Origin of the sequence: Humitalea sp. 24SJ18S-53 (assembly GCF_050632385.1) — a bacterium.
Classification (GTDB): Bacteria; Pseudomonadota; Alphaproteobacteria; order Acetobacterales; family Acetobacteraceae; genus Humitalea.
The window spans coordinates 5,373,229-5,397,109 of the sequence record NZ_CP192599.1 but is presented as its reverse complement, the minus strand read 5'-3'; the positions used below and the strand labels follow the sequence as shown (position 1 = coordinate 5,397,109).

Genomic DNA, 23,881 nt, shown 5'->3' with positions numbered 1-23,881 from the left:
GCCCGCCTGGCGAACGGCGGGTCACCGCGCGCCCTCCTGGAACAGCACGACCCGGACGGTGGCGACCAGGATCAGCAGGTCGAGGAAGAAGCTGCGGTTGCGAACATAATAGAGGTCATAGGCAAGCTTCATGCGCGCATCTTCGACCGAGGCGCCGTAGGGGTAGTTGACCTGCGCCCAGCCGGTGATGCCCGGCCGCACGCAGGCGCGGTCGTCGTAATGCGGGATGACGCGGCCGAGTTCGGCGACGAAGCCAGGCCGTTCCGGCCGTGGCCCGATGATCGACATGTCGCCGCGCAGCACATTCAGGATCTGCGGCAATTCGTCGATCCGCGTCAGGCGGATGAAACGGCCGACACGGGTCACGCGCGGATCCCTGCGCACCGCCCAGACCGGCACCCCGCCGCATTCCGCATCGACGGTCATGCTGCGGAACTTGAACAGGGTGAAGACGCGACCATCCTTCCCGCAGCGCTCCTGCCGGTAGAAGACGGGGCCCGGGTTGTCGAAGCGGATCGCCAGCGCCGCGACCATCGTGACCGGCAGCGTCAGCAGAATAAGCGCCAGGCCGACCGAGATATCGAAGGCCCGGCGCAGCACGGCCTGGGCCGCCCCCTCCTGCGTCCCGCGTGCCGTGCGCAGCCAGTCGCCAGGCAGCCGGTCGGTTGCCACGCGGCCAAGGCGGCATTCCAGCAGCTCGTCTTCCGTCAGCACGCGCACGCCCGCGTCCAGGCAATGCTGGCGCAGCGAGGGCGCCAGCGCCGACGGGTCGGCCGCAACCACGGCGCAGATCCGCCCGGCACGCAACCGGTCGGGTCGCAGCGCATCGGTCAGGGTCATCGCGCCGATCGGCAAATGCACGATCTCGAAGGGCTCCAGCCGCCCAGCCTCGGGTCCGGGGGGCCAGGCGTCGTCGCCGAACACCAGGATGCGTCGGCGCACCAGCCCGGCCCGCGTCGCCCCGACACAGGCAAATCGCGCGACAGTGATGGCACATAGCCAGCCCAGCAGGATCTGGCCGAGCTCGACAGTCGACGCACCCGGCGCGTCCGTCACGGGAAAGGCCCGCAGGATGACCCAGGCGATCAGTGTCAGCAGCACCGCCGCGACCGCGGCCCCCATGAACATGCGCGATGCCAGGGCGGTGCAGGACGGCTGGTACAATCCGCTCGCGGCCGAAACCAAGCCGGAGCATAATGCCAGGATCGCCGCGACCATGCCGGCCTGAACCAGATTTATTGACGTTCCCTGCGGCATCCCCCAGGCCATGATGCCGTATACTGCCAGGAAAACGGCGAATGCTTCACATATATACATGAGAAGCAGATCGGATCTTACGCTATGGCCGAACACATTTGTCATTCGACCCTCCCACGGTGTCCACCGACGCTCTCCATGGAGAGGCTTATAGAATCCGATCCGTCGAAAGAATAGGAATTATATTTATCATTCCACGAAAAAATGAAACAACGACGTTTATTAGACGACAAAATGTCGAGTATTCAAATTATCCTGCAAATTTTCATCAAAATTTGCATCACACGAGAGATCATCGCGTCGGATGTCAGATGTTTGCTTCATGATTTCGTTGATGTTTTTAGTCTGTCCGCTAATCTGACGATCAGTAGGACGCGGTAATGCTGGTGCGGTGGTGGGCAGACGAACACCAACGTGTTGGGCCGCAGAACGACATGAGGCACCCACATGGTCCGCTTCCCACAAGCAGCCGTTTCAATGATTTGTGCCGTGGCCCTGTCGGGGGCCCTGGCGGCATGCGCCGGCCCGGGCGCCACGCCTGTCGCCGCACCCGTCACGACGGCCGATCCGGTGGCGGTCGCCGACCCGGCGAATGGCGCCGCGCCGGACTATGTGTTGGGGCCTGGCGATACCGTCACCGTCTTCGTCTATCGCGCGCCGGAATTGAGCGCAGCCGACCTGCCCATCCGGCCGGATGGGCGCCTGACCCTGCCGCTGGCGCCGGATGTGGTCGCCGCGGGCGCCACGCCGACCGAACTCGCCAAGCGGATAGAGGAGCGACTGCGCGCCTATGTGATCGAACCGAACGTCACCGTCATGGTACGATCTTTCCAAGGGCCACCAGAGCGCCAGATTCGCGTCATCGGCGAAGCGGCGATGCCGATGGCCATGCCCTATCGGGAGGGGATGACCGTCATGGATGTCATGATCGGGGCACGGGGCATGACACGCTATGCAGCCGGCAACCGCGCGTCGATCATCCGGCGTGAGGGTGGGACCTCGGCCGCGATCCCCGTGCGCCTCGGCGACCTGATGCGCGGCGGTGATGTCACGCAGGATATCGCGCTGCGCCCCGGCGATACGCTCGTCATCCCGCAGGGCTGGTTCTGAGCCATGCAGCTGAATGCCCTGGTGCGGCGCTACGGCTCCGCCGGTTGGCGGCAGCGCTGGAAGGCGCTGCTGGCCGCCTGGGTCGTCTGCGTCATCGGCTGGATCGGCATCCAGTTGATTCCCAACAAATACGAATCCAGCGCGCGGATCTACGCTGACGCGGACGCCATCCTAGCCACCTTGCTGCGCGGCATCGCGGTCGAAAGCTCCCCCGCCGGCCAGGTGGAGGTGCTGCAGCGCACGCTGCTGAGCCGGCCGAACCTGGAAAAGGTCATCGACCGCACCGACCTCGAACAGCGGGTCTCGACCCCGGCGGAGCGCGACCTGCTGGTCACCCGGCTGACGCGGGACATCCGCATCACGCCGCAGACCCGCAACCTGTTCACCATCGACTACCGCGACACCCACCCCCGCGTCGCGCGCGACGTGGTGCAGACGATGCTGACGCTGTTCATGGAAGCCGCGGTCGCCACCGACCGGCAGCAGATGGCCAGCGCACGCACCTTCATCGGCCAGCAGATCGCCACCTACGAAGTCCAGTTGCGCCAGGCGGAACGTCGCCGCGCGGAATTCCAGGCACGCTACGTGGACCTGCTGCCATCCGACGCCCTGGGCGGAAATTCCAGGCTTGAACAGGCGCGGACGCGGCTCGCGCAGGTGCAGGGTGAATTGCAGGACGCCCGCATGCGCCGCGACCTGACCCAGCAGCAGATCGACGTGGCCTCGGCCCAGCCCGCGCCGGAGGTTGGCGGCGGGGGTGGCGGCGATCCACGCCTGGCCGATGCCGAACGCGCATTGCGCGATTTGCGCCTGCGCTACACCGACCAGCATCCGGAGGTCGTGGCCGCACGCGCCGCCATCGCCCGGATGCGCACCAGCGGCCCGGGCCCGGCGCCGCGCGCCGCGTCCGCCCCCCGCGCGGCCCGGCAAAACCCCGAACTTGAACAACTGCGGGTCCGGCTGGTGGATGTGCTGGCCCAGATCTCCTCGCTGGAGCGGCAGGATCGCGACGCACGCGCCGAGATCACCCGGCTCGACGCCGTCGCGCGCAGCGAGCCGGAGGTGCAGGCGCAATTCCTCAACCTGGACCGCGACTACACGGTGTTGCGCCGCAACTACGAAGAATTGCTCGCACGCCGGGAATCGATCCAGATCGCCGGGGCGGCACGGACGAATTCCGACCGGGTGAAGCTGGAAGTGATCGACCCGGCGACCATACCAAGCGCGCCCGTCGCCCCGAACCGTCCGCTGCTCGCGGCCGGCGTGCTGGTCGCGGGAATCGGTGCGGGCTTCGCGGTCGCCTTGCTGCTGGTGCGGCTGGATCGCACCTTCTACTCGGTGCATGACCTGCGCGCCCTGGGTCTGCCGGTCCTGGGCGCGGTTTCGGCGCCCAAGTCCCCGCCGCGCGTGGCACAGGGCTTTGGCTTCGCGGGCGGCGTCGCGATGCTGTTCGTGGGCTTTGGCGCGGTGCTGGCCGGCGTGCCCGGCATGCTGCTTCGACTGATGGTGGCATGAGCGCCCCGTTGAACCGCCGCACGCACCTGGTGGAGCGTGCCGCGGAGATGCTTGGCGGGCCGGGCACGCCGATGGCCGCGCCGCCGCCGGCAATCGCGCCCGAACGGGCGGCCGAACGCCCTGGCCCTGAACGCCCGGCCCCGGCCCCCGCCGCTGCGCCGGCGGCACCGCCCCCCCCGGTGATCAGCCGTGCCACGCTGGTGGAAGCCGGGCTGATCCACAGCCCGGATGGCCCGCAGCGCAGCCGCCGGTGGGAGGAGATGACGATCGTCCAGCACCAGGTCGTGCGGACGATCAAGGACGCGGCATCGGGGCTGGGCCCACGCGGGCGCATCGTCCTGGTCACCAGCGCCATGCCGAATGAAGGCAAGACCTTCACCTCGCTGAACCTGGCCGCCAGCATCGCGATCAGCAGCACGCGCCATGTCGTGCTGGTCGATGCCGACGGGCGCCTGGGCGGGATCAGCCACACCCTGGGGGTGCCCACGGAAATGGGGCTGCGGGCCCTGGCGCAGGATGTCGGCAACCGCCGGGCGGCAACGCCCTTGCCGACGGCGATCGAGCGCCTGCACATCCTGCCCTATGGCGCCTCCCTTCCGGGGCAGCCGGACCTGCCGTCGGGGGCCAGCATGGCCGCCGCGGTGCTGCGCCTGGCGGGGTCGCTGCCGGACCACATCGTGGTGCTGGACACCCCGCCCTGCCTTTCGACCAGCGAGCCGACCGCCTTGGCCGCCGTCGCCGGCCAGGTCGTGCTGGTCGTCGATGCCGAACGAACCCAGCGCAACGAGGTCGAGGCAGCCCTGGACATGATCGATGCCTGTCCCGTGCTGCAACTGCTGCTGAACCGCGTGCGGCTTACGGCGAACGACACCTTTGGCGCTTACGGCAACTATGAGGCCCCGCATGACACGTGATGCCCACGCCGTGCTGCGCATCGCGGGCCTGGGGGCGGCGCTGGGCGCAAGTTTACCGGTCATCAGTCCAACGGCCATGGCCCAGGTCCCGATGCCGACGCAGGCAACGGTGCCGGGCGGTAGCGCTGTCGCCGCACCCGCACCCGGGACGGGGACGGGGACGGGGACAGGTGGCGCGCAGGGCGGCACCGTGGGCGCCGAACCGACGATTGCGGGGGTGCGTCCCTCGGGGTTGCGGATCGGTGCGCTTGGCTTCCCCTACTCGACGGATACCCCCGCGGCGGATGACCTGGCGCGCGGCTGGCGCCTGACGCCCAGCCTCACCACCCAGGTGCTGGCCACCGACAACATCAACCTGACGGCGACGAACCGCCGCGCGGACATGGTCTTCAGCGTCACCCCCGGGCTACTGTTCGAGGTGGATACGGCGCGCCTGAAGGGCGTCGTGAACCTTTCCCCGACGTTCCAGGCCTATGGCTCCGACAGCAGCCAGAACGGCATCAACCAGAACGGCAACGGGCAGTTGCTGGCGACGGTGATCCCCGAGGCGGTGTTCGTCGACATACGCGGCGCCGCCGCCGTGCAGGCCGCGGGCGGTGGCTACGCACCCCAGGGCAATGCGGTGACGACCCGCAACGACCAGGTGCAGACAACGACCTTCCAGGTTTCGCCGTATTACGTGCATCGCTTCGGCAGCACCGCCACGGTGCAGGTTGGCTATGCATTCCAGTACGTGAAGCAGGATATCGGCGGCAACGGCTCTGGTGGGGTCACGCCGACCGGGCAGACCTTCTTCACCAACCAGGATTTCACCGGGAACGAATTCTATGCCGTCGCCCGCACGGGTGAGGATTTTGGCCGCTTCGCGATGGAAGGCCGGGTGGTCTCGACCGACTATGCGGGGACCGGGGTCTTCGACGGCGCCTATCGCCGCATCGCGACGGTCGAAACCCGCTATGCGATCACGCGTCAGGTCGCGGCCCTGGTGGAGGTCGGCTACCAATCGCTGAACTATGCCGGCACGCCGGGCTATACCATCGAGGAGCCGGTCTGGTCCGTCGGCACCCGGCTGAACCTGTCGCCGGACAGCCAGATCACCGTGAAATACGGCCATCGCGACGGTGTCGATTCGGCCTTCCTGCAGGCTGCTGTCGCCCTGGGCGGCCGCACGACGCTCTATGCGAATTATTCGGATACGCTGACGACAGCGGCGCAGACCGCGGTGGACCTGCTTTCGACGACGACACTGGATGAGCTGGGCAACCCGATCGACATCGCGACGGGCGCGCCGGTGGCGCAGCCCTTCGCCAATTCCTTCACCGCTGTGCAAAGCGGCCTGATGCGCGTGCGTTCGGGCGGCCTGACGATCAGCCAGGTCTGGCCGCGGGATACCTTCAGCTTCTCGCTGTACCGCCAGGAACTGACCCCGGTCTCTGCCGCCATCGGCACCACGGCCTTCCCGCAGAACAACAGCTACGGCACCCTGTCCTGGGCGCATGAGCTGACGGAGACGACGACCTCGATCATCCAGCTCCAGGCCGGCACCTTCGAATCACCGGGGCAGAGCAGCGGCAACCTGTTCTCCGCCAGCCTGTCACTGGTGCATCAACTGACGCCGAGCTTGAGCGGCCTGCTGCAATTCATCACCACCTTGAACGACCAGGACAACGGCATCGGACGGGCGACGCAGAACGTCGTGCTCGTTTCCCTGCGCAAGACATTCGAGGACGTGCAATGAACATGGACTTCTACGGATTCCGTGAACGCCCGTTCCAGATGACACCCGACGCGCGGCTGTTCTTCCCGAGCGAAGGCCATCGCCGCGCCTATGCCCACCTGACCTACGGCATCGCGCAATGCGAAGGCTTCGTCGTGGTGACGGGCGAAGTCGGGGCCGGCAAGACAACCTTGATCGAAAAGCTCTGCAACGAACTCGACCCGAACGGCTTTGCGATCGCCCGCGTGGCGACGACCCAGGTCTCCGGCGACGATGTGTTGCGCCTGGTCGCGGACGCCTTCGGCGCCCCGACCGAGGGGACGAAGGCCGCCGTGCTGATCGGCATCGCCGCCATGCTGCGCGGCGGCGGCCGCCGACATTTGCTGATCGTGGACGAGGCCCAGGGCCTGCCGCCCGTGGCCCTGGAAGAACTGCGGATGCTGTCCAACGTCACCGACCAGGGGCAGGCGCCATTGCAGACCATCCTGATGGGCCAACCACAATTGCGCCGCGTGCTGGCCAGCCCCGACCTCGACCAACTGCGCCAGCGGGTGCTCGCCTCCTACCACCTGGGCGGGTTGTCGCGTGAGGAGACCCACGCCTATGTCGAACACCGCATGCGCGGCGTCGGCTGGGAAGGCTGGCCGTCGTGGGAAGGCATGGCGCTGGATCGGGTCCATCGCTACAGCGGCGGCATCCCGCGGCGGATCAACCGCCTCTGCGCCCGCGTGCTGCTGGGCGGCGCGCTGGAACACGCCGACCAATTGACCGCCCCGATGGTCGAGGCGACGGCGCTGGAACTGGAGGACGACCTCGGCGGCCTGCCGGGCCAGGGCGATGAGCGGCATGAGGCGAACAACGCCGACCTGGTCGACCGGCTTTCCCTGCGCGTCGAATCCCTGGAACGCATCATGGCGCGACGGGAGCGGGTTTTTTCGCGCATGTCGGAACTCTTCTCCGAGCACCGGCGGGCACCCTGATGTCCACCCCCGTCCGGAATGCCCCCGTCCGGAATGCCATGAGCGTGGATGTGGAAGACTGGTTCCAGGTCCAGGCCTTCGCCAACCTGATCGACCGCGATGAATGGGACCGGCTGGCGCCGCGCGTCGGCACGAATACCCGCCACGTGCTCGATGCCTTCGGCCGGGCCGGCGTGAAGGCGACCTTCTTCACCCTGGGCTGGGTCGCCGAACGCGATCCGGCGCTGATCCGCCGCATCGTCGCCGATGGGCATGAACTGGCCAGCCACGGCTTCGGGCATCAACTGGTCAATGCCATCGGCCGCGATGCGTTCCGCGCCGATATCCGCCGGGCAAAACAGATCCTGGAAGATGCCTCCGGCACGCGCGTGATAGGCTATCGCGCGCCGACCTTTTCCGTCGGCGTCCGGACGACGCCCTGGGCCCATGCGGTGCTGGCCGAAGAAGGCTACGCCTACTCATCCTCGATCTTCCCGATCCGGCATGACCTGTACGGCGAATCCGATGCGCCGCGCGGCCCGCATCGCCCCTTCGCCGATGGCGTCATCGAACTGCCGATGACCACCGTGCGTGCGCTGGGCCGCAACCTGCCCTGTTCGGGCGGTGGTTGGTTCCGGCTGCTGCCCTATGGCTTGTTCCGCGCCGGGCTGCGGCGGGTCAATGCGGTCGATCCCTGGCCGGGCACTTTCTACTTCCACCCCTGGGAAGTGGATCCGGGCCAGCCGCGGGTCGCGGGCACGGCCTGGCGGTCGCGCTTCCGACATTATGCACGGCTGTCCAGCATGGCGCGAAGGATCGACCGGCTGCTGCGCGATTTCGCCTGGGGCCGCATGGATGATGTCCATGCCGCCGCCATCGGCAACCAACAAGGTGCCCATTAAATGGCGTTACGGATCCACGCTCTCGACGACAGCAGGCGCGGCGCCTGGGACGCCTTCGTCCAGGCCACGCCCGAAGCGAGTTTCTTCCACCTGTCCGGCTGGCGCCAGGTGATCGAGGACGCCTTTGGCCACGCGACGTATTTCGCCTGCGCCGAACAGGATGGCGCGATCGTCGGCGTGCTGCCGATGGCCCGCATGCGCACGCGGCTGTTTGGCGATGCGCTGATCTCCACGCCCTTTTGCGTCTATGGCGGGCCGGTCGCGGTCACGCCCGACGCCGCAGCCGCGCTGGAAACCCATGCCCGCGACGTGATGAAGGCGATCGACGCACCCTGTCTGGAATTCCGTCGCCTGGCGGCACCCGACCCCGGTTGGACGGAGCGCCCGGCCCTGTACAACACCTTCCGCCGCGCCATCACCGGCGATGCCGATACCGACATGAAGGCGATCCCGCGCAAGCAACGCGCAATGGTGCGCAAGGGCATCCAGAACGGCCTGACCTCGGTCAGCGATGGCGATACGGACACGCTGTTCTCGGTCTATGCGCAGAGCATGCTGAACCTCGGCACGCCGGTCTTTTCCAAGCGCTATTTCCGCCTGCTCGCGCAAGCCTTCCCCGATGCGCATGACGTGACGACCGTACTGCACGAGGGCACGCCCGTCGCCTCCGTCCTGAACTTCCATTTCCGGGAGGAGGTCCTGCCCTATTACGGCGGCGGCACCCGCGCGGCGCGCGCCCTGGCCGCGAATGACTTCATGTATTGGGAGGTTATGCGTCGTGCCGGCGCCGAACGCGGCGCGCGGCTGTTCGACTTCGGGCGCAGCAAATCCGGCACGGGTGCCTATGCCTTCAAGCAGAATTGGGGTTTTTCGGCCCAGCCACTGCATTATTGCTACCAGTTGCGCGAAGGCGCGACCTTGCCGGAACACAATCCGACGAACCCAAAATACCGTCTGCTGATCGCCGGCTGGCGCCGCCTGCCGCTGCGATTGGCCAACCTTCTGGGCCCGCCGATCGTGCGCGGGTTGGGCTGATCCGATGCGACGCCGCCTGCTGTTCCTGTGCCACCGGATTCCCTATCCGCCCGACAAGGGCGACAAGATTCGCGCCTGGCACATGCTGGAACGCCTGGCCCAGGGCTGGGATGTCGATCTGGGTTGCCTGGTGGATGATCCCGCCGACCTGGTGCACCTGCCAAAGCTGCGCGCGATCTGCGACGAGGTCGTCCACGCGACCACCGGCAACCGGGTTTTGGCCGCCACGCGCGCCCTGGCGCGCGTGCGGCCGGGCGATCCGCTGACACTGGGCTGGTTCCATTCGACCGAACTGCATAGCTGGGCCGGGCTCGGCCTCGCGGCCGGGCGCTACGATGCCGTCTTCGCCTATTCCGCGGCGATGGCGCCCTATGCGCTGCTGCCCACGGGCAATGCCGTCGCGCCAAAGCGGGTGCTCGACCTGGTCGATGTCGATTCCGAAAAATGGGCGGCCTATGCCGTCGGCGCGCGCGCGCCGATGCGCCAGATCTGGCAGCGCGAGGCACGGACGCTGCTGGCCTTCGAAACGCGCATGGCGGCCTGCTTCGACCACACCATCCTCGTCTCCCAGGAAGAACGCCGCCGCTTCGTGGACCTGGCACCCGCTTGCGCCGATCGCGTCGGCTGGGTGGACAATGGCGTCGACCTGGCGCGCTTCGACCCGAAACGGCATTTCGCCAATCCCTTCACCGGCGACGCGGCCCGGCTGGTCTTCACCGGCACCATGGACTACCGCCCGAATGTGGATGCCGTCACCTGGTTCGCGACCCAGGTGATGCCGGTGCTGCGGCAGTCTGGCGGACCGGCCCCGACCTTCCACATCGTCGGCGCCAACCCCGCCCCCGCCGTGCGCGCGCTGGCATCCCTGCCGGGCGTGCACGTGACCGGCAAGGTTGCCGACACGCGGCCCTATATCGCCCATGCCACGATTGCCGTCGCGCCGCTGCACATCGCCCGCGGCATCCAGAACAAGGTGCTGGAGGCGATGGCGATGGCCCGCCCGGTGATCGCCTCCCCCCAGGCGTTCGAGGGTGTTCGCGCCCAACGCGGGCGCGACATCCTGGTGGCCGATGGCGTCGATGAGACGGTGCAGGCGGTGATGCAGGTCCTGCGCGGCGCGCATCCGGGTCTGGGCCAGGCCGGGCGCGATGCGGTGCTGGCCGGGCACGACTGGTCCGTGACGCTGGCCCGGCTCGACGCGCTGCTGCCACCGCAGGATGCGCCCGCCCCGCGCCTCGACGCCGCGGCATGACCGCATCGGGGCTCCCGGCCGTCATAGCCGCACCAAAGCGCGACGCCGCTGTGCGCCAGCGCGCCTTGGTGGTGCTCGCCGTCGGCCTCGGAATCCTGGCGCTGCTGTTCCAAGCGGAGGCGCGGGCCGCGATCGAGACCTGGTCGCGTTCCACCGCGTTCAACCACTGCTGGCTGGTGTTGCCGGTAGCGGGGTGGCTCGCCTGGACGCGGCGCCACAGGGTGGCCGGGCTGCTGCCGGAACCGGCGCCCCTGCTGGGGCTGGCCGCGCTGCCCTTCGCGGCCGCCTGGCTGGTGGCCGAACGGCTCGGCATCATGGAGGGGCGGCAGCTCGCGGCGCTGGGCATGGTCGAGGTGCTGCTGCTGGCCGTGCTCGGCTGGCGCATTTGCCGCGCGATGGCCGCACCGCTGGCCTACCTCGTGTTCCTGGTGCCTTTCGGGGCATTCCTGGTGCCGCAACTGCAGGATCTGACCGCCGCGATCATCGTGATGGGATTGCGCCTGGCGGGCGTGACGCACTACGCCGATGGCCTGGTCATCGAAATCCCCGCCGGCATCTTCTACGTGGCCGAGGCCTGCGCCGGATTGCGCTTCGTGATCGCATCGCTCGCTTTCGGCGCGCTTTACGCTGCGGTGATGTTCAAGGGCATTGGCCGACGGCTGATCGTCCTGGTGCTGGCGGTGGTCGTGCCGGTCCTGGCCAATGGGCTGCGCGCGCTGGGGATCGTGCTGCTGGGCCATCACCTGGGCAGCGCAGAGGCTGCCGCGGCCGATCATGTGATCTACGGCTGGGGCTTCTTTTCGGTGGTCATGCTGCTGCTAGTCCTGGCGGGGTTGCCGTTCCGCCAGGATGGGGTGGCTGACCTCGACACGCCGGCGCCGCGCGGCGACGGCGGCTTTCGAACCACACGGTTGGCGGCGGCGGCGGCACTGCCCCTGATCGCCGGGGGCGCGGTGCTGGCCATGGCGAGTTGGGCCAATGCCGCCGGGGCCGGCGGGCCGGCGGCGACCGCCGCCGTGTTGGTCGCGCCGCCTGGTTGCGTGGCGGATCGCGGTCCCGACGGGCTGCGTTGCGCCGATGCGGTGGTGGCGGGGCGGTTGCTGGTGTTTCCCGCCCGGGTGACCTGGGCCGCGGTGGCGGCCGAACGCGGCCGCGTCGCCGGTGACGATGATGAAGCCGGCGTCTTCACCGTCGCGACGGAGGACGCCGTCTGGCATGTCCGGCACGGCAGCGGCGGTGCGGGGATGGTCGCGGTGGCGGTCTGGCTGGCTGGGCGGCCCGCGGGCGATGGGCTGCGGACCCGCGCGACGCAGGCCTGGAACGGCCTATGGGGTGGCCACGGGCGACCGGTCATGGCCGTCGTGTCGTGGCGCGGCGGGGCTGGCGCACAGAGCGCGGCGGCCGGGCAGCGCGAACGCGCGCTGATGCGGCGCCTGCTTGAAGCGCAGACACCGGGGCTGGTTCGCCAGGCATCCGCGCTGTCCCGCACTCCGTAATTATCGCAGGATGTTTTATAATGTCTTTGTTTCTATAAAAGACACATGAAGCATTATTTGAGATTGCCCGGATGCGACATCCGACTTTCCCCTAACGAAAAAACGCGCCCCGCGAGTCTCCGCGGGGGGAGGCTCGACGGAGGCGCGCTGGCAATTGCCGGCCACAAGGCCGCATTCGATTGCACGGAGGGGTTGTTGCCCCCGAAGGGCAAGACGGCACCGGCCGGCGCCATCCTGCCCCGATCGGCGTCAGTCCGGATCGCCGACCTTGCCGCGACGCTGGTAATGCGTCGCCATCATCCGGGCCACGGCGACCAGCGCACTGCGGTGGCGCGGATCGGCGATGGTCCCGAAGACCTGGATCAGTTCGACGATGTCATCATCTTCACTGGCCGGCCCCACAGGATGGCTCGGTTCGTTCGAGGAACCCGCGGAAATCAAGACATCAGCGCGGACGCCAAGAGCATCGGCGATGGCGATCAGGCGGCTGGCCGCAATGCGTGTCGCGCCGGTTTCGTAACGATGCAGTTGCGCGCCGGTCACGCCGACCTGTTCGGCCAAGTCCTTTTGGGTCTTGCCCTGGGCCCGGCGCAGGCGGCGCACCTCGGCGCCGACCGCCGTGTCGGAACCCATCGCCGTGCGGCGGCCTGGCGTGAAGGGCGCCATCCGGAAGCGCTGGTCGGTGGGCGCCGGTGCGGATTCGGCCCGGTCCATCATGGATTCAGGGGCGCGACCGATGTGCGAGATCGTTGCTGGCCTGGAATCGATCCCGGTCATCGCACGCAGACCAGACGCCAGACGAATTGTCCCGCCGTAGCCGTTTGGATTTGTTGACATCAGCTTCTCTCCAAGTGTGCCTCGGGCCCCGCCCGCTTCTCGTTTTGGGGACTTTCCAGCTAGCCCTGAGGCGTAAAAAACCATGACGCTGCCAGGGTGCAAAGCATCATGATTGTGAGCCTTGCGAAAATTGCCTGGATTCCTCCATCGCGTCCGTTACGCGCCGCGGCGTATTTCGGCCTTGCCGTATCCACCTGGCTGAACCCCACCCAGCAAGGGGCCAGGGAGAGGGCGGAAGCGAATGATGCCGGAACACCTGACGCCCTGTTCATTGATACATTTCTCGTGGCCAGGGAAAAAAATAATCGAATTTCGCGTTATGCGTGCATTGATCGTTAGGTCATGGTGTCGGTCCGATGACGAAATCGTGATCGAAGCCTTGCGAGAATCGGAGGGTTATGACGCCCCAAAAATAAAGCATTGTTCAATTCGAGAGACATTTCGCATGGCATTTGCATGACTGGCCCAGGGCCGGCTCCGTCGCGCCGTTACGCGGTCAATTCACGCAGGGCTTCGGCCAATCGGGCAACGGAGCAAGGTTTGCGCAGGTGCCGTTCGCGCCGGCCATGCGCCCGCCCCAGCAGCAGGTCATGCCGCCCTGTCAGGAAAATGACACCCAGCTCCGGGCGGATGCTCCTGGCGACCGAAACGAAATCGAAGCCACTCGGCGCATCCGGGCCAAAGGCCGCTTCCAGTACCAGGACGGCGATCTCCGGATGGGTCGCCAACTGATACAGCGCCTCGGCCGCGACGCTGGCCGTAAAGACGCGGAACCCCTCGTGGCGCAGCGCCAGCGCCATGATCGCGCGTTGCAGCGGTTCATTGTCGAACAGCAGGACGCCTGGGCCCAAGCTCGGCGGCCCCTGACCCGGGGCGCCCGTCAGGGCGGCGCGACCGCCGGCGGGAAGGCGATCAGCACGCGCGACCCGGCATCGCTGCGCACCACCGACAGCGCCGCCCCCTGTTCGAGCAGCAGCGCCGACACCATCCGCATGCCGACCCCCGCGCCCTGGCCGTCATCGCCGGTGAAGATACCCTCCTCATCCTCCAGCTCCAGCCGGGCCCCGCCAGGCTTGTCCTCGAAGCGGACGCGCAAGGCCCCCTCGCCCGAGCCGAGCGCATCGGCCAGCAGTTCGCCCAGGATAAGGCCCAGCATCTGGGCCCGTTGCGCCGGCCAGTAGGTGCCGGCCTCCGCGACCAGTGCCACGGATCGCCCGTTGCCGAAATTCGGCAGCCCGTCGCGCAGCATCTCGACCAGCCCGGCCAGATAGCCGCGCATCTCCACCGTATCGACGTGTTCCCCCTGGTAGAGCTGCTGGTGCACGGCCGCGAGGGTGATGACCCGCATCGCCCCCCGTTCCAGCATGGCCCGCGTCGATAGGCTGTCGGCTTCCTGCGCCTGCAGGCTCAGCACGCTATGGACCAGTTGCAGCCCGTTGCTGACCCGGTGGCGGATGTCCGACAGGAAGCTGCCCCGTTCGACCAGGATCTTCTCGTTCTCCGCGGCCTGGCGTTCGCGCTCCAACGCCAGGCCCAGGGTATTGGCCACTTCCTCCAGGTAGCGGACATCGGTCTCGCTGAAGGTGCCGGGCCGGGTATCGTCTACCTCCAGCACGCCGAAGGGCGATCCGCGCCCGCCGATCACCACGTTGATCTCCCGCTTGATGCCATGGTCCTGCAGCAGGCGCGGCGTGCTGAAGCGATCGTCGGCCGACAGGTCGTTGCTGATGGTCGGCTGCCCGGTCGAAAAGGCATGCCGGGCGGGCGATGAGCGTCCTGGCGGGAACAGGGTGTTGCCGACGACGCCCTCGCGCCAACCGACGCCCGCGCGCAGCAAGAGGGTGTCGGTCTCGCGCTGATACTCCAGAACCTTGGAAAACCGGGCCGACAGGCCTTCGGCCGCGACGCGGGATGCTTCCTGCATCAGCGCCGTCGTGTCGCTGTGTCGCAGCGCAAAGGCGCCGAACCCCGCGCTGAGGGCTTGCTGCTGCCGGCGGCGGCGCAGTTCGGCCAAGCCTTCGGCCAGCTCGATCTTTTGCGTCCGCTGGGGTGCCTGCGGCGGCGTCGAGGCGGTGGCCACCTGCAGGCTGCGCGCATAGCGGTTCGTTGCGGGGTCATGCGCTTCGGCGGGCAGCTTGTGGTTGATCGTGTCGCGGGCGGGCAGGCGCGCCTTGAACCGCGCCCAGCCCGCCAGCAAGGCCACCAGCTGGTCGTCCTGCGGCGCATGTTCGCGCCGCAGCCGCTGCAACTGTTCACGCAGCGCCAGGATGGGATGGCCCTCGGGCAGGTCGGCGCCGGTTTCGAGGCCCTTGAGGAAGACGGACGCCAGTTGCGGCTCATCCCGTTCGATGACGAAGGCGCCATAGCCCATGACCGAGGCGCGGCCGAAGGCCAGCATGCGCCGGGCAAAGCCGCGCAGGCTGAGCAGACGGGGGAACTCCACCAGGATCTGCCGGATTTCGGCGGCGGTGGCTTTCTTGCCCCGCATGCTGGGGGTCCGGCGTTCGCGCCGCCACAGCAGGTTCGCCATGGCGACCGCCAGCGCCTGGTCGCCGAAGGCCCCGGTGTCATCCTCGACCGGCGGGGCCCGCCGCGCATGGGTGTCATAGGTCGCGTAGGCGGCCTCCGGCAGGCCACGCACGACGGGCACGTCGATGGCGCCATGCGATGCGATCACCGCCAGCAGGCGGTGCTGGCCGTTGATCAGCCGGCCGCTCTTGGAAAAGCAGATCGGCTGGGCATTGCGCATCCAGCGCCCGGCCATGATGTCGCGCGCCATCGCGGCGACATGGGTCTTGATGAGTTCGCGCTTGGCGATCTTCATCGCCAGGTAGCGTGCGGCGGTGGCCTGGTCGATCACCTCGAACGTCGCCGTGCAGCCTGGCGGGACAAGGTCCTCGGCCAGGGCGATGTCCCGCGCTTCGGGGCCAGGTGTCGCCAGCCCGTTGTAGCCATGCAGCCGCGGGAAGGGCTCGGCGGGTTCGCCCGCGGCATGCCGAGCGGTCCAGCCGATGTGGCGCAGGCTTTCGTCACGCAACAACGCGTTCAGCGCCTTGATCGCCAGCGCGAACAGGACGTTCCGCCCGCCGCCCTGCGGATTGACCTCGGCCGCGCGGTCCAGTTCCAGTCGCAGCATCGCCCCCGGTTCGCCATGGGCGAAGCCTTCGGGATGCGCCACGGCCGCGAGCAGGCGATCGGTCTTCGCGCGGTCGACCTGGTAGCCCATGAACAGGATCGCCGTGCGCACCGGCTCGGGCAGCGGCGATCCCGCCATCGCCATGCTGGCCCCCACCGCCAGTTCCAGCCCGGGATTGGCCCGCAGCAGCCGTTCGACCTGGCCCCAGGACGGCGCCGGTGGCGCCGCGTCCTGCAAGGTCAGGTGGTCATAGGCGATCATGCGCGTGATCAGCGCCATCAAGGGATGCGCGTGGGGCACCCCGCGCGCGCTCAGGATGCTGGCGCAAGAGCGCCGGTGATGCTGGTCGATCGTGTGTTCGACATCATCGCCCACGTTGCGCGCGACGAAGGTCGGGAAGGACACGCCGCTATCCACGCAAGCGTGCAGGCGCTGCATGCCGTCCAGCAGCACGCCGCGGCGCGACAGCACGATGGGGATACCGTTCAGGATCCAATGCCGTGCCGCCATGTCCTCGGCATAGGCGCGCACGACAGCGTCCTGGCGTTCGGCGCCCCGGCGTCGCGCGGCAAGCAGGGACGCCGCCGCCGCGGGCGTCACGGTCTCGAACTGGAAGGTCATCGGTTCGACCATGTGCGGCGTCACGTGATCCATGCTGCGGGCACTCGTCGCAGAGAAGATTGCCCTGATGGCGGCCCGTTAGCCTGTCACGGCGGCAAGGTCGGCCGGACGCGGCGCGGAAATGCCGATAGGAAACGATACAAGCACATCCGTCTTAGTCGTGCCAAACAATAACAGCGCCTTTCGGGTGCGGCCAGGGCCGCCACCGAAAGGCGCTATCTCTTGAATGTTATTGACGGGGGACCGGTTTCGCTGGACCTCAGCGAAACCGGTCTTGTTGTCGTATCAGGTGTGGAAGACCGCGTCGCTCAACACGACGCGGAAGATGGCGTCGCCATTGCTGTAGAGTTCCGCCTCCTGCAACTGATCGACGCCGTTCGCAGCCACGGAGTCGACATAGAGGTTCTTGTCCTGGGTCCAATCGCCGCCGTAGTCATCGTCCAGGAAGCGAATGGCCAGGTCATGGGCGCCAGCGCCGAAGTTGCCCTTGATGTCCAACAGGGTCTCCTCGCCGGCCGCGTGGCTCGCGGTCGCCGTCTGTACGCCCCCGATCTGCTTGCCATCCACGAAGACCATGAAGTGCGGGCTGCCGTTGTAGGCATCGCCCGACACGGCGATGCGCAAGGTGTCCGCACCGGCACCGACCGTCGCCCCGGCCGGGGTCACGGGGAGAACGACGTCCGGCACTTCGCCTGGCGGGGTCACGACCGGCGGCGCAACCTCAGCCGGCACGACCTTGTCGGCGGACAATTCGAAGACCTTCCTGCTGTTGGAGTTCAGGTAGGCCTCCAGGTCGGTCGAGACACCGTCGATCAGGATGTCCTCGACATACAGGTTGCGATCCGTCGCCGAAGATCCGCCCCAGGCATCGTTGGTGTAGCGCACGATCACACTGTGATCGACGCCCGCCGCGACCTCGCCAAGGCTGACCTCGGCGCCGCCGCTGGCGTGCGATGCCGAGATCAGGCCACGGAACACTTCGACGCCATCGACCAGGACGATGGCCTTCGGATCGCCCTTCCAGGAGTCGGCCCCAAGGATGATCGACAGCGCGACCGACGTGGCCGGGTCGACAACGACCGGCGGGACGCCCACCACCGGCGGTTCCACGACCACCGGAGGGACCACCACCACCGGCGGCTCGACCACCACGGGCGGTTCCACGACGATCGGCGGGACGACCACCACCGGCGGCGTGGTGACCGGCACCTCGATCGGCGTCAGCACCTCACCCGGTGCCGCCAGCGAATAGGTCGGGTCCTCGCGGAAGATGGCATCGGAGGTGAAGGGCACGGACTCGGCCACCAGGGCGCGATACGCATCCGCCGCCTCGGTCGATCCGGTCAGCCGGGCGATGCCGGCCAGGGTCGCGAGTGCCAACTGCCCGTAGTTGCCATCGGTCATCGCCCAGCCATCGCCATTCGACAACCCGCGTGCCTCGGTCTGCGCGCCGATCTGCGCCCAGGTCGTGTACGGGGTCTCGCTACCCACGGGGCTGATCGCGATGAGGTAGGCCGCGCCGTCATGCTGGGCGAAGCCATCAGCCTCATGCGTGAACCGGCCCACCAGGAAGTTGGAGGCCCAGTTGAGGTAGGTCATCGCATCCGCATTGCCACGGCTGGCCGCGGCGATGGCGGTGGAGGCGAAGTAGTCCTGCTGCCAGGGCGGCATCGCACCGTCGGTGCCATAGACGCCAGGCAACCAGCCATGCGCCTCGCCCTGTTCCTGCGTCCACTTCGGGATCTGGGAGACGATCCAGGACCAGTTGGCATTCGCCGCCTCGGTGAAGGCGGCCTTCTCGGGGCTGCCGTCCGGGCTGGCCCAGGCGGCTTCGTCAAGCTGGCGCAGCGCCCAGGCGGCGCCGCGAACCTGGTTCTCCTGCACGACCAGGTCGCCGGCGTTGTCCCGCACGTCGGGCCACTGGAACATGATGTTCCAGCTGGCCTGGGCCTGCAGGTTGTCCAGCATCCAGCGCGACCCGGTCATCAGGTAGGGCACGTAGGACAGGTCGGGCTGGTGCGCCGAATCCAGGGCCCAGCCCGAGCTTTCGTCGAGCGGCTGCGTCAGCCCGGTGGAGTTCGCATTGCCGGCGGTCCCGGTGCCACCGCGCTCATCCGTCCAAAGCGCCGGATAGGCGTCGGTGCCGAGCCAGGTGTCGTTCTTGGCGTCCCACAGGTGCCAGGTCGTGGCGCTCGCGGTTTCGGCCTGGCCCAGCGCATAGGCGGCGGCGCGCGGATCCTGGCTGATCAGCCAGGCGACATTCGCCTCGGTCGTGAAGCCGATGTCGGAACGGCCGCCGACGCCGTACATGTCTTGCTGCACGCCATTGATCGCCAGCGGGGCATCCCAGCCCGCCGCCGAGGTCGCCGCGGCATACTTGTTCAGCAGCGTCTCGGAGATGCCATTGGCGAGGTCATAGGAGGCGACCGCACCGGCTTCCTGCAGATGCGCGATGTCGTGGACGATGTTGAGCCAACCCGTCGACGGGTCGCCGAGGCCCTGGCCGCCATCGCGGTCGTTGCTCGAGAAGGTCTCGTGCCAGTTCTGGTACTGGTCCTGGTTGACGCTGGCGCTCAGGGCCTGCTTGCCATCCATGGTGACGGCGACGGTGTAGGCGACCGGGCCGCCGGACGCGGCCATGGCGCCGTCATTGTTGAACTGCGCATCGACGACCATGCCGCCATCGGCGAAGGCGGTGACGTCGAAGACCATGCGCTGTGAGCCGCCGACCGGGATTTCGACCCGCGCCTGCGACGCGAGCGGTCCTTCCTGCCAGAAAGAGGCCGTGCCATTGGCCAGCGCGGTCTTCAGCGCCGCCAGTACGTCGACCTGGGTGACAGCGCCATTGGACGCGGTCAGGGCGACGGAGAAGCTGTGCCCGGCCAGGCTGTTGGCCAGGTTGAGGTCGGGCGCCTCGGGCGCCGAGGTCGCGGTCAGGACCGCCTGGACAGCCGCCCCGGCCGCAAGGTCGGGCCGGGCCGTGGTCAGCACGACCATTTTCGCAGAACCATCCGCATAGGTCGTTTTGACATCGACCTGCACTGCGACGGTCTGACCATTGATAACACCGGTCAGGGTCTGCCCTGCGGCCAGTTCCCCTTCCTTAAAGACGTGGCCGAGCGTGCTATACCCGGACAAAAGCTGTTGATTGCCTGCATTTTCGTAAAAAATACTGACAGTGTTGGATGATGCGTTGACTGAATTTGCTGAAATTATTGGCAAATTTTGTATCTCTTCGTTAGCCATGTGTTTCTTATACCCACCCAAGAAACGCGATCTCTGACGACCGCAGGGTTTTCTTGCACGGATGATCCGGGCTCTACATGAAAATCTCCTCATCTTATGCAATTTTTCGGGGTATTATTGCATGTGACGAAAATTCCCAGAGTCGGAATCCGGCGGAATACCTTGATGAACGGCCGATTTCGGCCCGTTGGGCGGCGGGTGACCGAAGCGATGCCGGGCAGGGGCCGATGGCGAGAAAATCGGTGGATGCGGGTCGCCAAGGTGGCCGGGGCGAAATTCGCACCCCGCGCCAGGGCGTTTTGCGCCACTTCGGACCGTCCGAGCGGCGCGTGCGCAAGGCACGGCATCACCCCATGGTACGACCCGGACGCGCGATCCTTCGTTTAAGTATCAGATGTTTTGAGCGCGATACCCGGGGTGGACCTGGAACCCACGCCCGAGAAACCATGCCGTGAAGCAGCGCCGCTCAAGCAGCCCCATCTCCTGATATGCACGGAGCCCTGCATGCGGCGAAGGGCACGAAAAAGGGCGGCACCCCGTCGGGATGCCGCCCTCGTTCAGGTCTCCGGGGCCGCCCGCCGGGACCGTGGTCTATCTTGTTCTTTTATCGCGTGATTCAGCCCTGCGGCGCATTCGCGCCTACGGCCATCACACTCTATTGCGGCGTGACCACCACCTGCGTGTCCGGCGCCACAGCCGCCTTCTTCGTCCCGCGTCCCGCGAATTTCTGCGCGATCACGTAGAAGACCGGCGTGAAGATCAGGCCGAAGATGGTCACGCCCAGCATCCCGTAGAACACCGCGACACCCAGGCTCTGTCGCATCTCCGCCCCCGCGCCGGTCGCCACGGTCAGCGGCAGTACGCCGAGGATGAAGGCCAGCGAGGTCATCAGGATCGGCCGCAGGCGCGTGCGGGCGGCGGCGGCGGCAGCCTCCCAGCGCGTCATGCCCTCATCCTCGGCGGCACGGGCGAATTCGACGATCAGGATCGCGTTCTTCGCCGCCAGGCCGACGAGGACCACCAGCCCCACCTGCACCAGCACGTTGTTGTCCAGCCCCGCATGCTGCACGCCCAGCAGCGCGGCCAGCACCGACATCGGCGCGATCAGCACGACCGCCAGCGGCAGCAGCCAGCTTTCATACATCGCCGCCAGCACGAGGAAGACGAAGACCACCGCCAGGCCGAAGGCGATGGGCGCGGTATTGCCCTGGGTCGTCTCCTGCAAGGCGATCTCGGTCCATTCGTAGCCAAAACCCTCCGGCAGCGCCGTGCGCATCACCTGTTCCATCGCCTGGATGGCCTGCCCGGTGGAGAAGCCCGGGATGGCCGCACCCTGCACCTCCGCCGCCGGGAACAGGTTGTAGCGCGGCACGCGATAGGGGCCCGCCGTCTCACGGAAGGTCGCGACGCTGCCCAGCGGCACCATGGCGCCGGAGTCCGTCCGTGCCCGCAGCGCCGAGATGTCCTCGATCGACCGGCGGTGCTGCTGGTCGGCCTGTGCCGTCACGCGCCAGGTGCGCCCCAGCAGGTTGAAGTCGTTCACGAAGGCCGAGCCGAGATAGATGCTCATCGCCTCATGTACCTGGGAAATCGGCAGCCCGATCATTTCCGCACGGGGCCGGTCGATATTCGCCTCGATCTGCGGCGTCGAGGTGTTGAACAGGCTGAAGGCGAAGGCGATGCCCGGTGCGCCATTCGCGGCACCCAATACCTGTTGCGTCGCGCGCTCCAGCGCCTGGGGGCCAAGGCCCGCGCGGTCCTGGATCATCAGCTTGAAGCCACCGCCCGTCCCGATGCCGGGCACCGGGGGTGGCGGAATGACCAGCACCAGCGCCGCATCCTCCCCCATCAGCCGGCGTTGCAGATCGGCCAGGATGCTATTGCCCGTGACGCCGAGATGCGCGCGCTCCTCGAAGGACTTCAGCCCGGCAAACACCACGCCCGTATTCGGCGCATTGGTGAAGGTCGCACCATCAAGACCGACGAAGGCGATCGAATTGGCGACACCCGGCACGGCCGCGATGGTGTCCGACGCGCGGCGGATCACCTCATCCGTCCGGCTGAGGCTGGAACCGGGCGGCAACTGGAACGCGGCGATGATGTAGCCACGGTCCAGCGGCGGAACCAGGCCGGTCGGCGTTACCAGCACCTGGCGCGCCGTGGCGCCCAGCAGGCCGGCGTAGAGGATCATCAGGATCACCGGTAGCCGCACCAACTTCCGCGTCAGCCCGCCATAGCCAAAGGACAGCTTGTCAAAAACCCAGTTGAAGCCGCGGAAGAACATGGTGATCGGCAGGAACACCCGCTTCGGCGTGCCATGCCCATGCGGCTTAAGCAGCAGCGCCGCCAGCGCCGGCGACAAGGTCAGCGACACGATAGCCGACAGCACCGTGGCGACCGAGATCGTCACCGCGAATTGCCGGTAGAAGGCGCCGGAAATGCCGTTGATGAAGGTCGTCGGCAGGAACACCGCGACCAGCACCAGGGCGATGGCGATCAGGGCAAAGCCCACCTCGTCCATCGTCTTGCGCGCGGCCTCCAGCGGCGACAGCCCGGCGGCCATGTGGCGTTCGGCGTTTTCCACCACCACGATCGCATCATCCACGACGATGCCGATCGCCAGGATCAGCCCGAACATGGTCAGCGAGTTGAGCGTGAAACCCAGCATAAGCAGAATAGCGAAGGTGCCGATGATGGAGACCGGGATCGCCAGCAGCGGGATCACCGCCGCGCGCCAGTTCTGCAGGAACAGGATGACGACCAGCACGACCAGCGCCACCGCCTCGATGAAGGTATGGAGTACGGCCTCCATGCTCTGCGCGATGAAGCGGGTCGGGTCGTAGACGATGTCGTAGGCGATGCCGGTCGGGAAGGCGCGCGCGGCCTCATCCATCGTGGCGCGGATCGCGGCGGCCGTGGCCAGCGCGTTGCTGCCCGGCCGCTGGAAGACGCCGATGCCGACCGCGACGCGGTTATCGAGCAGCGCGTTGATGGTATAGTCGTTCGCGCCGATCTCGGTCCGCGCCACGTCGCGCAGCCGGATCGGCGCGCCGCCCGCGCCGGTGCCGATCACCTGTTCGTCGAACTGTTCGGGCGTGGCCAGCCGGCCCTGCGCCCGCACCGCGACCTCGAAGGCGCCCGCACCATCGGCGCGCGGCGCCTGGCCGATCGCGCCCGCCGCGACCTGCACATTCGCGCGCTGCAACGCCGCCACCACATCGCCGGCCGACATGCCACGCGCCGCGACCCGGTCCGGATCCAGCCAGACGCGCATGGCATAGTCGCGTGCGCCAAAGACCTGCGCGTCGCCGACACCCTCCAATCGCGCGAGGCGGTCCTTGATGGTCAGGGTCGCGTAATTCGACACGAATTCCGGGCTGCGGCTGCCGTCGGGCGACAACATGTGCACGACCATGAGGAAGTCCGGCGAGGCCTTCTTCACGGTCACGCCCAGGCGCCGCACATCCTCGGGCAGGCGCGGTTCGGCGATGGCGACGCGGTTCTGCACCAACACCTGCGCCTGATCGACATCCACGCCCTGGCGAAAGACCACGCTGATCGCCACGCGCCCGTCGCCGGTGGATTGCGAGGACAGGTAGAGCATCCCGTCGACGCCATTGATCTCCTGCTCGATCGGGCCGGCGACGGTGGAGGCGATGGTTTCCGCCGAAGCGCCTGGATAGAAGGCCGTCACCTGCACGGTGGGCGGCGCGATTTCCGGGAATTCGCCGATCGGCAGGCGCGTGGCGGCGATCCCGCCGATCAGCGTGATCGCGATGGACAGGACCGCGGCGAAAACCGGTCGGTCGATGAAGAATCTGGCAAGGCGCATGGTCGTGTTCCCTCAGACGCCAGGCGCGCTTCGCGTCTGGCCCCGCGCCGCA

The 23,881-nt window shown here is 67.6% G+C and carries 16 protein-coding genes; 10 read left to right on the top strand and 6 right to left on the bottom strand.

What is annotated here, in order from left to right:
- Positions 1-21: 21 nt before the first annotated feature.
- Positions 22-1,128 carry an exopolysaccharide biosynthesis polyprenyl glycosylphosphotransferase gene (locus ACQW02_RS25965; protein WP_431282812.1) on the bottom strand — a complete coding sequence of 369 codons (1,107 nt, stop codon included), beginning with the start codon at positions 1,126-1,128 and terminating at the stop codon, positions 22-24.
- Positions 1,129-1,746: 618 nt separating this feature from the next.
- On the opposite strand from ACQW02_RS25965, the gene ACQW02_RS25960 reads away from it, so the two are divergent.
- From ACQW02_RS25960 to xrtA, 9 genes are read left to right on the top strand one after another with little or no spacing between them, the layout of a single operon-like run.
- A complete protein-coding gene (locus ACQW02_RS25960; RefSeq protein WP_431282811.1) occupies positions 1,747-2,367 on the top strand; it encodes an XrtA/PEP-CTERM system exopolysaccharide export protein in 621 nt (206 codons plus the stop codon).
- A 3-nt stretch (positions 2,368-2,370) separates the two neighbouring features.
- Positions 2,371-3,882: an XrtA system polysaccharide chain length determinant gene (locus ACQW02_RS25955; protein WP_431282810.1), complete on the top strand. Its 1,512-nt coding sequence runs from the start codon at positions 2,371-2,373 to the stop codon at positions 3,880-3,882.
- Positions 3,879-4,796: a hypothetical protein gene (locus ACQW02_RS25950; RefSeq protein WP_431282809.1), complete on the top strand. Its 918-nt coding sequence runs from the start codon at positions 3,879-3,881 to the stop codon at positions 4,794-4,796. Before ACQW02_RS25955 ends, ACQW02_RS25950 begins: the two co-directional genes overlap by 4 nt.
- Entirely contained in the window at positions 4,786-6,534 is a 1,749-nt protein-coding gene (locus tag ACQW02_RS25945) for a TIGR03016 family PEP-CTERM system-associated outer membrane protein (RefSeq protein WP_431282808.1), read from the top strand. The genes ACQW02_RS25950 and ACQW02_RS25945 overlap by 11 nt, the downstream gene beginning before the upstream one ends.
- Positions 6,535-6,536: 2 nt before the next feature.
- Positions 6,537-7,493, top strand: a complete 957-nt coding sequence (locus ACQW02_RS25940; RefSeq protein WP_431282807.1) for an AAA family ATPase — start codon at positions 6,537-6,539, stop codon at positions 7,491-7,493.
- Positions 7,493-8,374 (top strand): XrtA system polysaccharide deacetylase, encoded by an 882-nt coding sequence (locus ACQW02_RS25935; RefSeq protein ID WP_431282806.1) that lies wholly within the window; start codon positions 7,493-7,495, stop codon positions 8,372-8,374. Before ACQW02_RS25940 ends, ACQW02_RS25935 begins: the two co-directional genes overlap by 1 nt.
- Positions 8,375-9,409, top strand: coding sequence for a FemAB family XrtA/PEP-CTERM system-associated protein (locus ACQW02_RS25930; protein ID WP_431282805.1), 1,035 nt, complete (start codon positions 8,375-8,377; stop codon positions 9,407-9,409).
- A 4-nt stretch (positions 9,410-9,413) separates the two neighbouring features.
- Positions 9,414-10,661, top strand: a complete 1,248-nt coding sequence (locus ACQW02_RS25925; protein WP_431282804.1) for a TIGR03087 family PEP-CTERM/XrtA system glycosyltransferase — start codon at positions 9,414-9,416, stop codon at positions 10,659-10,661.
- On the top strand, positions 10,658-12,157 hold the full coding sequence (gene xrtA / locus ACQW02_RS25920; protein WP_431282803.1) for an exosortase A: 1,500 nt from the start codon (positions 10,658-10,660) through the stop codon (positions 12,155-12,157). Before ACQW02_RS25925 ends, xrtA begins: the two co-directional genes overlap by 4 nt.
- A 249-nt stretch (positions 12,158-12,406) precedes the next feature.
- On the opposite strand, the gene ACQW02_RS25915 is transcribed toward xrtA, so the two are convergent.
- On the bottom strand, positions 12,407-13,078 hold the full coding sequence (locus ACQW02_RS25915) for a helix-turn-helix domain-containing protein (RefSeq protein WP_431282802.1): 672 nt from the start codon (positions 13,076-13,078) through the stop codon (positions 12,407-12,409).
- A gap of 12 nt (positions 13,079-13,090) precedes the next feature.
- Between ACQW02_RS25915 and ACQW02_RS25910 the strand changes: the two genes are divergently transcribed.
- Positions 13,091-13,333, top strand: coding sequence for a hypothetical protein (locus ACQW02_RS25910; protein ID WP_431282801.1), 243 nt, complete (start codon positions 13,091-13,093; stop codon positions 13,331-13,333).
- A gap of 149 nt (positions 13,334-13,482) precedes the next feature.
- On the opposite strand, the gene ACQW02_RS25905 is transcribed toward ACQW02_RS25910, so the two are convergent.
- From ACQW02_RS25905 to ACQW02_RS25890, 4 genes are all read right to left on the bottom strand, one after another.
- Positions 13,483-13,845, bottom strand: a complete 363-nt coding sequence (locus tag ACQW02_RS25905; RefSeq protein WP_431282800.1) for a response regulator — start codon at positions 13,843-13,845, stop codon at positions 13,483-13,485.
- Between the two features lie 29 nt (positions 13,846-13,874).
- The gene (locus ACQW02_RS25900) at positions 13,875-16,784 is read right to left on the bottom strand and encodes a sensor histidine kinase (RefSeq protein ID WP_431282799.1); all 2,910 of its coding nucleotides are present in this window, start codon (positions 16,782-16,784) and stop codon (positions 13,875-13,877) included.
- Positions 16,785-17,036: 252 nt separating this feature from the next.
- Positions 17,037-19,748 carry a carbohydrate-binding domain-containing protein gene (locus tag ACQW02_RS25895; RefSeq protein ID WP_431282798.1) on the bottom strand — a complete coding sequence of 904 codons (2,712 nt, stop codon included), beginning with the start codon at positions 19,746-19,748 and terminating at the stop codon, positions 17,037-17,039.
- 904 nt (positions 19,749-20,652) lie between these two features.
- A complete protein-coding gene (locus tag ACQW02_RS25890) occupies positions 20,653-23,829 on the bottom strand; it encodes an efflux RND transporter permease subunit (RefSeq protein WP_431282797.1) in 3,177 nt (1,058 codons plus the stop codon).
- Between the last annotated feature and the right edge of the window lie 52 nt (positions 23,830-23,881).